Annotated in this window: 2 protein-coding genes; both read right to left on the minus strand. The window is 40.2% G+C overall.

What is annotated here, in order from left to right:
• Positions 1 to 260: 260 nt before the first annotated feature.
• Positions 261 to 5618 carry a trifunctional serine/threonine-protein kinase/ATP-binding protein/sensor histidine kinase gene (locus F6K40_RS34735; protein WP_293143054.1) on the minus strand — a complete coding sequence of 1786 codons (5358 nt, stop codon included), beginning with the start codon at positions 5616 to 5618 and terminating at the stop codon, positions 261 to 263.
• A gap of 107 nt (positions 5619 to 5725) precedes the next feature.
• Entirely contained in the window at positions 5726 to 11173 is a 5448-nt protein-coding gene (locus F6K40_RS34740) for a trifunctional serine/threonine-protein kinase/ATP-binding protein/sensor histidine kinase (protein WP_365673830.1), read from the minus strand.
• Between the last annotated feature and the right edge of the window lie 447 nt (positions 11174 to 11620).

Raw genomic sequence — 11620 nt, forward strand, 5'->3', positions numbered from 1 at the left:
TTATTCATTCAATGCGCTATGCTTAACCGCATGATACAGAATGGTAAACCCGAAAGTTATCAAGTAGACATTTAGCCTCCCCTCTTGTGGGAGTAATTTGCGATCGCCACTTTCATGCAACAAAGCCGTATTTATGCCTAGTTTACTTTATTGATTGCCTAAACTCCAAACTATTAGAAATATTTACAGTTGTTTGTTTTCATCATTAGTGTCGGCAGAATGCTTACTTGGTAGTTATTACTCAAGTTTCAAGCCAAATTTTATCTAGGAATCACGAGGGTAAAAATTGTACCTTGCCCAACTGTAGAATCACAAGTAATCTTACCACCGTGTTTTTCGGTAATAATTTGATGAGCGATCGCTAACCCCAAACCTGTTCCCTTTCCTACTTCTTTGGTGGTGAAAAAAGGATCAAAAAGTCGCTTTTGCGTTTCTTCGCTCATCCCTGCCCCATTGTCAGCGATCGTAATTTTCACTTGTTTTTCATTTATTTCCGTGCCAATGCGAAGAGTTAGAGAATCTTGACGCGAACATTCTTCCAAAGCATCAATGGCATTATTAAGTATATTCAGAAACACTTGGTTTAATTGTCCAGCATAACATTCTACTAAAGGTAATTTTCCATAATCTTTCACCACTTGAATTTCTGCTCGTTTTTCCTGTTTTTGCAAGCGATTTTGTAAAACCGTTAAGGTACTTTCAATCCCTTCATGTAAATCGACATATTTGAATTCTGACTCATCAAGACGTGCAAAATTTCGTAGAGATGTGACGATATTTTTGATGCGCTCGCTCCCATTTCTCATAGATTTCAACAATTTTTCAAAGTCAGAACGCAGGAACTCTAAATCCATGGACTCTATGGCGATTTCAATTTCCGGGAGCGGCTGAGGATAGCTGCTTTGATAAAGGGTGAGTAATTCCAGCACTTCTTCCATATATTCGTTAGCATGGGTAATGTTTCCATGAATAAAACCAATCGGATTGTTGATTTCGTGGGCAATTCCGGCCACCATTTGACCCAAACTAAACATTTTCTCGCTTTGAATGAGAGTAAGTTGGGTGCGTTGCAAGTCGTGTAGTTCTCGTTCAAGTTGAATTGTTTGTTGTGCTTGTTGGTAGAGGTAGGCATTTTCCAGGGTAATAGCAGCTTGAGCGCAGAGCAATTCCAGCACTTCTATCCTATCTGCGGTAAAAGCCCCTATTGTTTGATTGTTTTCGAGATAAACAATGCCAATGAATCGTCCGCGTTCCAACAGAGGCAGACATAAAATAGAACGAGGTTGATTTGCTTTGATATACCTATCTCGTACATAGTCAGTCTCGCCTGCACCATTATCTAATATCAAAGACGTTCGAGTGTGTTTGACGGTATTGACGATCGCCCAGGGTACTTCTAGGCTGTCTTCGACAGGAATGCTCTCTATGGGTAGGGTTTTTCCGTCAGCTATCTTGGCTTCTAGGATTAAGATTTCCTCACGGAATAACATTAAGACGACGGTCTCGGCACCTGCATTTTCTTGGATGACTTGCATGAATTTGGCGATAGCGCCCTCAAGGTCAATTTCTTGAGAAAGGCTGCGGGATGCTTTCATCATGCTGCCTAAATCTAATAGTTCTCCAGTGGAGGTATTAGTTTGGGAAACTGTTCCTTTAGTAAGATTTGCTCTTGTATCCTTGGCACTCCACCTCAATTGTTGCCGTTGGAGAATAGGAGAGAGCAGTTGAGGATAACGTTTTTCGAGGTCGTCTGTTTTGGCTTTAGCTCCCCATTGAGCATAACAATAATAGGCTTCTTGCATATAGGTACACGCTATTTTTTCTTTACCCCAGTCGAGATAAAATTTAGCTGCTAGTTCATTAGCAATGGCTTCGTTTTGTATATACTCATTGCTTTTAGCTTCTGAAATCGCACGATCGTATAGTTCTATTGCTTCAAGTATCTGACCTGATACCCGAGCCATTTCCGCAGCAACAATTAAATAACGATGCAAGAAATTTTCTTGGCAATTATCCGCCCATATTTTCATCTGTTCTTGATTAGCGATCGCTTGTTGCCAATCGGATGAGTTGACATCTATTGAACCAGGTTGATGCAAGGCAAGTAAACTCAAAGAATAGTAAAAGTTATGTTCTACTACCGAAATATTGCCTTGGATAGATCGAACTACACTTTTGGCCTCGATCGCATACTCTAGAGCCTTTTGAGATTGATTTTGCAAGTAAAGTATCTGAGATTTAAGAATCAGGTACTGAGGAGTATAGGCCATTGTTGCAATAAAATTTGCTTCCTCCTGCCCCTCTGCTTCCGTTTCTGTTTCTGGAAATTCTACAGCGTCGAGTTGGGAAAGTAATTTCTGACACGATCTTGCCATGTCAATTACAACTTGATCCTGTCTTTTTTCGCCAAAAGCTAGGCATACTTCACTTGCTTTCAAAGTATCTTGTATATGATCTCCGGCGAAAATGAGCATAAACAAACGATATGCAAGATTATAACCTGCCCATTGTAAATTCCCATATTCCAGCCCCGAATTGTAACCTTTTAACGCAAGATTGTTGCTGATTTTTGCTGGTTTTACCCAAGGACTCAAGCACAGTCCGAAGGCAAAGTAAGTCATACTTTGATGACTTTTATTGAAATATCTTTCGCTCAAGTTAACGCCAAGACGACCGAATTTATATCCAGTGCGAAATTCTTCTGAATGAAGATTCAAATATATACCATACTGTGAATAAGCAGGAGCTGCTTCAGCAGTATTGCCGTATGTCATTAGCAAACGAGCGCATTTCACAATTGCTAATGCCCAAACATCCAATTTGTAGAAATATCCAACCGGTTGCATACTGAGTAATAAGCTGATGGCAACTTTTATCTTGGGATTCTCAATTTCTGGAAGTTGCTCTAGTTCACTAATATCCCGTTCTCCCAAAGTTTTTTGTGCTAAAGAATATTCTTGCTCAATTGCTTCAGATAAATTCTGTTGCGGGAAATCAATACCTAAAAGTTTTAATCCTGTCATACCCGCCTGAATTGATGCTTCAAAGTCAGCCGTTGCCGCATATTGAACAATAAGTAATTTATAAATCCTGGCTTTTTCTAGGTCTTTTTTAGCAAAAGCAATAATTGCTTCTATGTATTTTCTTGAGGCAGTAAAGTCTCCTTTTAAATCCTCAATTTCTGCTCTTTCCTCGTGTAGCTTTAGGGTCAGATCGTACTGGATTTCCCAGGAATTTTCAGGCAGTAGATCCATGGCGATCGCCAAATAACGACTCGCAGCTATGTATGCAGTTGAAGTTTTGGCTTTTTGACTTGCTCTTAAGTTCAACAACACCAGAGCGTAACGCTCTCTAGGACTGGTTACTAGCTCAATACCAATGTTTAAATGATTGACTATATCAAATAGCTTGTTTTCTTGTTGATCATTAGATGTTTTTTCTAATAATAATTTTCCTATGTTTAAATGCGTTACTTTTTCTTCTCCAGTAGCAATTAAAGAATAAGCGGCTTGTTGAACGCGATCGTGCAGGAAGCGATAATCCACTGTAATTCCCTCGGCATTATCCTCCTCTTTTTTCCATCCTTGAAAAAACTTATAGGCTTCGCTCTTTGGTAAAATCAACCCTTCTCGCAGGGCACTCCACAGATCGGCAGCGACTTCCTCCGCAGGGATTTCACAAATAATGCCTAAAGTTTCTAGATCGAATTGATTGCCGATACAAGCCGCTAATTTCAAAACTTTTTGAGTTGCTTCCGGCAACTTGTGTAACCTCCCTGCCATAAATTCCACCACATCATCCGTGAGGGCAGTTTCTCGCACCTTCACCAAATCGCATTCCCAATATCCAAAATCTTGATTAAAAGTAATTAACTCATCCTCATATAATCCTTTTAAGAACTGAGTTGTAAAGAAGGGATTTCCTTTCGTCTTTTGATAGACTAAATCTGTTAAAGGCGCTGCCAACTCCACCGAACAACTGAGAGTTTCCGCCACCAATTGATTGATATGAGGCACAGATAACGGCGCGAGAGTAATCGTTGAAATCGTCGTATTTTCTTTCTCCAACTCTCCCAAAGTTAACATCAACGGATGAGCCGGGAAAACTTCGTTATCTCGATATGCCCCCAACAGGAGCAAATATCCCGTTTGAGTCTCTCCCATCAATACTTTCAATAAGTTTAACGATGCTGAGTCCGCCCATTGCAAGTCATCTAGAAAGAGGGTTAAGGGATGCTCTTTGCTAGTGAAAACGGCGATAAATTTCTCAAACAAAAGGTTAAAGCGGTTTTGGGCTGCATTGCCAGAAAGTTCAGGGACAGGTGGCTGTTGTCCAATGATGTGTTGGAGTTCGGGAATAACATCAATAAGAACTTGCCCATTTTCTCCCACTGCTTCTAGGATTTTTCCTTTCCAGTTGGCTAATTCAAGATCAGATTCTCCGAGTAATTGCACCATTAAATCTCGGAATGCTTCGACAAAGGCAGAGAAGGGAATATTACGATTGAATTGGTCAAATTTGCCTTTGATGAAATATCCTTTTTGTCTAGTGATTGGTTTGTGAACTTCATTCACTACCGCTGTCTTCCCTATACCCGAATATCCTGCTACCAGTATCATTTCGGCTCTTCCCCCCTTACCAAGGGGGGTTAGGGGGGATACTACTCTTTCAAAGGCATCAAGAAGAGTTTGGACTTCTTTTTCTCTTCCATACAGTTTCTCTGGAATCAGGAAGCGATCGCACAAATCTCGTTCTCCCAATACAAACGGCTCAATTTTTCCGGTTTCTTCATATTCTACCCGACATTTTTCCAAGTCATGTTGGAGTCCAAGGGCGCTCTGATAGCGTTGCTCGGCATTTTTGGCCATCAATTTCATCACAATATCGGCTAAGAGTTTCGGCACTTGGGCATCAGAAATCAGAGTCGGGGTTTTGGCAATGTGTGCGTGAACCAGTTCCAGAGGATCTTCACTTTCAAAGGGGAGTTTTCCTGTCAACAGTTCGTAAAATGTTACTCCTAGAGAATAAAAATCGCTGCGATAGTCTATGCCTCTATTCATCCTTCCTGTTTGTTCCGGGGAAATATACACTAGGGTTCCTTCTAAGACATTGGGGGTTTGCAAACTTGTTCGTTCTTTCGGCAGTAACGATGAGATACTAAAATCTATTAATTTTACTTGCTTGCTTTCTGGATGAATTAATATATTTGCTGGTTTGATATCTTTATGAATAATTTGATTTTGATGCAGATGGTGCAGAATTTCCGCTAGAGAGAGAGAAATTTCCCAAAATTGTTCGATGGATACAGAAAATAGGCGCTGATATTCTGCTAGAGAGATACCTCCTATATCTTCCATAATTAGAGCATAGCCATTTTTGCAGGGCAAGAGCGAGTAAGCTTTGACAATACCAGGGATGTCTAGATTTTTGGCAATGGCGTATTGATTTCTAAACTGCACTAATTCGTTAAAGGAAGGATATTCCTGAGCGATTAGTTTAATAATTACGGGTTGTCCGCTATCAAGATTTCTGGCGCGATAGACTAGAGTCCGCTCGCTTTCATGGATGAGTTCAAGGGTTTCATAATTGTCTATTGTAATTGTTTTTTTCTCTATCATTATGTTCGATTTGTTCGTGCTTGAGTTGAATTTTTCTGATATTCATGGCTAGTTTAATTGATTTTTTTCTGAAAGTATAGCCATAGAAGGGGGTTGAAATTTAGATTTTATCTAGGAATCACAATGGTAAAAATTGTACCTTTCCCAACTGTAGAATTACAGGTAATCTGACCACCGTGTTTTTCTGTTACTATCTGATGAGCGATCGCTAACCCCAATCCCGTCCCTTTCCCTACTTCTTTTGTCGTAAAAAAAGGATCGAAAAGTCGCTTTTGCGTTTCTTCGTTCATCCCGGCCCCATTGTCCGCTATCGCAATCATCACTTGTTTTCCATCCGTTTCTGTACTAATGCGAAGAGTTAGAGAATCAGGACGCGAACATTCTTCCAAAGCATCAATGGCATTATTAAGTATATTCAGAAACACTTGGTTTAATTGTCCGGCATAACATTGGACTAATGGTAATTCTCCATAGTCTTTAACTATTTTAATTTCTGCTCGTTTTTCCTTTTTTTGCAACCGATGTTGTAAAACCGTCAAGGTACTTTCAATCCCTTTATGGAAATCGACATATTTGAATTCTGACTCATTCAGACGTGCAAAATTTTGTAGGGATGTCACGATATTTTTGATCCGATCGCTTCCTGTTTGCATTGATTTCAATAGCTTTTCAAAGTCCTCCCCCAAGAATTCTAAATCCATCGCCTCTATTGCTCTTTGAATATCATGGTGTGGTTGAGGATAGTAACTTTGATAAAGGTCAAGTAATTCCCGCACTTCTTCCATATATTTGTTAGCATAGGTAATATTTCCATGAATAAAACTTATGGGATTATTGATTTCGTGGGCAATTCCTGCCACCATTTGACCCAAACTAAACATTTTCTCACTTTGAATCAATTGGAGTTGGGTTTGTTGCAAGTCGTGTAGTTCTCGTTCCAATTGCAGTGCTTGTTCTGCTTGTTGGTAGAGGCGGGCATTTTCCAGGGTAATAGCAGCTTGAGCGCAGAGCAATTCCAGCACTTCCACCCGAACTGGGGTAAAAGCACCTATTGTTTGATTGTTTTCAAGATAAACAATCCCAATGAATCGTCCGCGTTCCAACAGAGGTAAACATAAAATAGAACGAGGTTGATTTTCTTTGATATACCTATCTCGTACATAGTCAGTCTCCCTTGCACCATTATCTAAGAGCAGAAAGGTTCGAGTGCGTTTGACAGTATTGATGATCGCCAAGGGGACTTCTAAACTGTCTTCAACGGGAATGCTCTCTATGGATTTAGTTTGTCCGTCAGCAATCTTGGCTTCTATGATTAAGGTTCCCTCACGGAATAACATTAATGCAACGGTCTCGGCACCAGCATTTTCTTGGATAACTTGCATAAAGTTGGCAATGGCGCACTCAAGCTTAATTTCTTGGGAAAGACTACGGGATGCTTTCATTATACTGGCTAAATCTAATAGTTTTCCAGTGGAGGTACTGGTATTGGCAACCGTTCCTTTAGTAAGATTTGCTATTGTATCGTTGGCAATCAACGTCAATTGTTGCCGTTGGAGAATAGGATATAGCAGTTGGGAATAACGTTTTTCGAGGTCGTTGGTTTTAGCTTTTGCTCCCCACTGAGCATAACAATAATAGGCTTGTTGTATGTAAGTGGACGCTATTTTTTCTTTACCCCAATCAAGATAAAATTGAGCCGCGAGTTCGTTGGCAAGGGCTTCTTCTTGAATGTATTCGTTTTCTTTGGCTCCAGCAATGGCGCGATCGTATAGTTCCATTGCTTCGGTTTTATCGCCCAACACCCGGTATGTTTCGGCTTCAACCAAATGCCATTTGTGCAAATAATTGCTTGGGGCATAAGTTGCTGCATTCTTCAATATCTTCTGATTGGCTGCAATTTTTTCCAGTTTATTTTGGCATTCGCTTTCTAGTTGCGAGGCTAATTCGGCTAATATCACCAGAGATTGATAAAAGTAAAAGAGAGTTACCAAGGGCGTTCCAGCAGCACCTGCCAAGCATTTTTCTGCATTTTCAAGACTCTCAGATGCACCATTCCAGTCTTGAAATAAATAGCAAAGAAATACCCGAGCAACGTAAAAATAACCTTGTGTTGTCAAATCATTAGCTTGCTTGCGAAGAGGCAGCATTTTTTCTTCATCATAAGCTTCACCGATGATGACGCAAGGATTTTGAGAGCGACCCAACAAATTATCTACCATCTGACGAATAATATCGATCCAGTGCTTAGAAGTTTCCTTGTTCATGCGTTCGACGGCTTTACTATTAACTGACATTTCTTTTGCCAGCTCAGATAATTCTTGGCCGCTCAGATAGCTATATAATGAGTAAAAGGCTAGCGAATACCCTGCAACTTCAAGGTCTCCAACTTCCAAACAAATTGCATAGGATTTTTTGAGATTTTTGATGCTATTTCTTAAGTGTTCTTTGTAATGCTGGATAAAACCAAACATCATAAAAAAAGCACGACCATAAGCAACTGAATCACTCTGTGGTTTCAGTTGGAGTGCAAGTTTACCGAATTGATATCCTTGTTCGACCTCACCAAAATTGTTGCATAACAAAAAACCTTGAAAGGAATACCCACTAGCAGAAACAGGTGAATTACCGTACCGCAGCGATAAATTAATTTGCTCAAAAGTAATTAATACCATCAACATTGGCTTGTATTTGTGAGCAGTAGGAATCAAGTAGGACAGAAGTCTTATGGCTGCCAGCATATTAGGATCTGACATTACAGGAAGTTCTGCTAAGGTGCTTGGATGGCGATCGCCCAAATTTGCTTTTAATTCATTCCACCAAAGCTCGATATCTGAGTCATCTGGTTCTTGAGGAAACTCGCGAATTCCCAGTTTTTCCAAAACTATCATAGCGGTATCAATGGCTTCCTGAAAGCGAGTGCGAGCTTCTAATGCCTGAATTTTCACCTCATAAAGTTTGATGGTGTCGAGCAAGGCGCGAGCATTGTTCAGTCCCACCTCTGCCAACTGCTCCATTTTTTCAAAGTCACCATTGAGATAAGCGCACTCAGTAGCCAAATCATAGAGTGCTAGGGTCATTTCATAATCGTAGTCCCAACTATTTTCGGTCAATAATTCGATTCCTAACAACAAATATTCAATAGCTGCTTTGTAAGCAGTTGCATTTTTGGCTTTGCGTCCTGCTTGTAAATTTAACTTGCACAGTTGTTTTTTCTCCTCATCTGTGGCGATTAAACCGACTCCCATATTCAGATGATTGATAATCTCAAAAATTTTGTCTTCTAAGTTCTCCTCTGATGTATTTCCGAGCATTAATCGCCCAATAGTTAGATGAGTTTGCTGTTTTCGAGCTTCGGGAATTAGAGAATAAGCAGCTTGTTGAACGCGATCGTGCAAGAAACGATACCCTACTGTAATCCCCTCAGCATTATCCTCCTCTTTTTCCCATTCTTGAAAAAATTTATAGGCTTCGCTTTTTGGTAAAATCAATCCTTCTCGCAGGGCACTCCACAGATTGGCAGCGACTTCCTCCGAAGGGATTTCACAAATAATTGCTAAAGTCTGTAAGTCAAATTGATTGCCGATACAAGCCGCCCACTTCAACACCTCTCGCGTTTCTGACGAGAACTTGTGCAACCGGGAGGCCATAAATTCCACCACATCATCAGTGAGAGCGGCTTCTCGCACCTTCACCAAATCGCATTCCCAATATCCCAAATTTTGATTAAAGGTAATTAACTCATCTTCATACAATCCTTTGAGGAACTGAGTGGTAAAAAAGGGATTACCTTTCGTCTTTTGATAAACTAAATCTGTTAAGGGAGCAGCTATCTCCTCCGAGCAACTAAGGGTTTCAGCTACCAATTGATTGATATGACTGAACGACAATGGCGCGAGAGTAATAGTCGAAATTGTTGTTTGTTGTTCTTGCAACTCTGCCAATGTTAACATCAACGGATGAGCCGGGAAGACTTCGTTATCTCGATATGCTCCCAACAGCAGTAAATACCCTGTACGAGTGTCTCCCATCAATACTTTCAACAAATTTAATGATGCCGAGTCTGCCCATTGCAAGTCATCAAGAAAGAGGGTTAAGGGATGTTCTTTGGTGCTGAAGACAGCAATAAATTTCTCAAACAGGAGGTTAAAGCGGTTTTGGGCTGCACTGCCTTCAAGTAGGGGAACGCTTGGCTGTTTTCCAATAATTCTTTCGAGTTTGGGAATGACATCAATGAGAACTTGCCCATTCTCTCCCACTGCTTCTAGGATTTTCCCTTTCCACTCTTGTAATTGAGCATCACTTTCTCCCAGTAGTTGTGCCATCAAGTCTCGAAAGGCGATGACAAAAGCAGAAAAGGGAATGTTGCGATTGAATTGGTCGAATTTTCCTTTGATAAAGTATCCTTTCTGTCGGGTAATGGGTTTGTGAACTTCATTCACCACGGCTGTTTTCCCAATACCCGAATATCCCGCTACCAGCATCATTTCTGAATTTCCCCCCTTCTTCCCCCTTTTCCCCCCTTTCAAAGGGGGGTTGGGGGGGATTGGGGGTTGGGGGGGATTGGAGGTTAGGGGGGATACTACTCTTTCAAAAGCATCAAGAAGCGTTTGTACTTCTTTTTCCCTACCGTAGAGTTTTTCTGGGATGAGAAAGCGATCGCTCCTATCTTGCTCTCCTAACTCAAACTCTTCAATTTTACCCGTTTCCACCCATTGTTTTCTACATTTTTCTAAGTCATTTTTTAATCCCAAAGCACTTTGATACCGCTCTTCGGCATTTTTTGCCATCAACTTCAGGACAATATTTGATAGGGATTTCGGACATAAATAACCCTCTGATACCAAAAACTTATTCAGGGGGTCTGGAGAGATGGCCAGATGAGCATGAATCAGTTCTAAGGGGTCATCACTGGTAAAAGGTAGAATTCCCAGCACTAATTCATAAAATGTGACTCCTAGAGCATAAAAATCACTGCGATAGTCTATCCCACGATTCATTCTTCCGGTTTGTTCCGGTGAAATATAAGTCAGACTTCCTTCTAAAACATTGGGGGTTTGCAAACTTGTTTGTTCTTTCGGCAGTAACGATGAGATACTAAAATCTATTAATTTTACTTGCTTGCTTTCCGGATGAATTAAAATATTTGCTGGTTTAATATCTTTATGAATAATTTGATTTTGATGCAGATGGTGCAGAATTTCCGCTAGAGAGAGAGAAATTTCCCAAAATTGTTCGATGGATACAGAAAATAGGCGCTGATATTCTGCTAGAGAGATACCGCCTATATCTTCCATAATTAGAGCATAGCCATTTTTGTAACGCAAGAGCGAGTAAGCTTTGACAATACCAGGGATGTCTAGATTTTTGGCAATGGCGTATTGATTTCTAAACTGCACTAATTCGTTAAAGGAAGGATATTCGTGACCCATTAATTTAACGATTACAGGTTGCCCATTCTTGATATTTTGACCGCGATAGACTAGAGTCCGTTCGCTTTTGTGGATGAGTTCATGGGCTTGATAATTGGCAATTTTTATAGTTTTTGTCTCCATCATTGACTTGTTTTTTCCTTGAGTCTAATTTTTCTAATATTTATGCCTAGTTTACTTTATTGGTTGCCGAAACTCCAAACTATTACAAATATTTACAGTTCTTTGTTTGAATCGTTAGTGTTACCGGAATGCTTACTTGGTAGTTTTTGCTTAAGTTTCAAGCCAAATTTTATAGCGCTACGCGAAGCGTGAATAGGGAACACTTAACTGGGAACAGTAGACTTTCAAAGGCTTTTTCTTATAGGGAAATGCTCCACAAACAGGATTTATATAGAATCCGGGTAATTAGTTATCGTATTACTGAGGAGTAATGAGTAATGAGTAAGGAGTAAGGAGTAAGGAGTAAGGAGTAATATCAAATCCAGTTGAATACAAGAGTGTATTGTTGGGGGAGATGGTCCGATTGTCCGATTTAATAATGAACATATACTATATAACCGGATTCTATAT

The organism is Okeania sp. SIO3I5 (assembly GCF_010672085.1).
In the GTDB taxonomy this organism is placed as follows: domain Bacteria; phylum Cyanobacteriota; class Cyanobacteriia; order Cyanobacteriales; family Microcoleaceae; genus Trichodesmium.

Excerpts from the sequence above, each read along its gene's own strand:
- F6K40_RS34735 (WP_293143054.1), bottom strand. The coding sequence starts at position 5,618 with ATGATAGAGAAAAAAACAATTACAATAGACAATTATGAAACCCTTGAA.
- F6K40_RS34740 (WP_365673830.1), bottom strand. The coding sequence starts at position 11,173 with ATGATGGAGACAAAAACTATAAAAATTGCCAATTATCAAGCCCATGAA.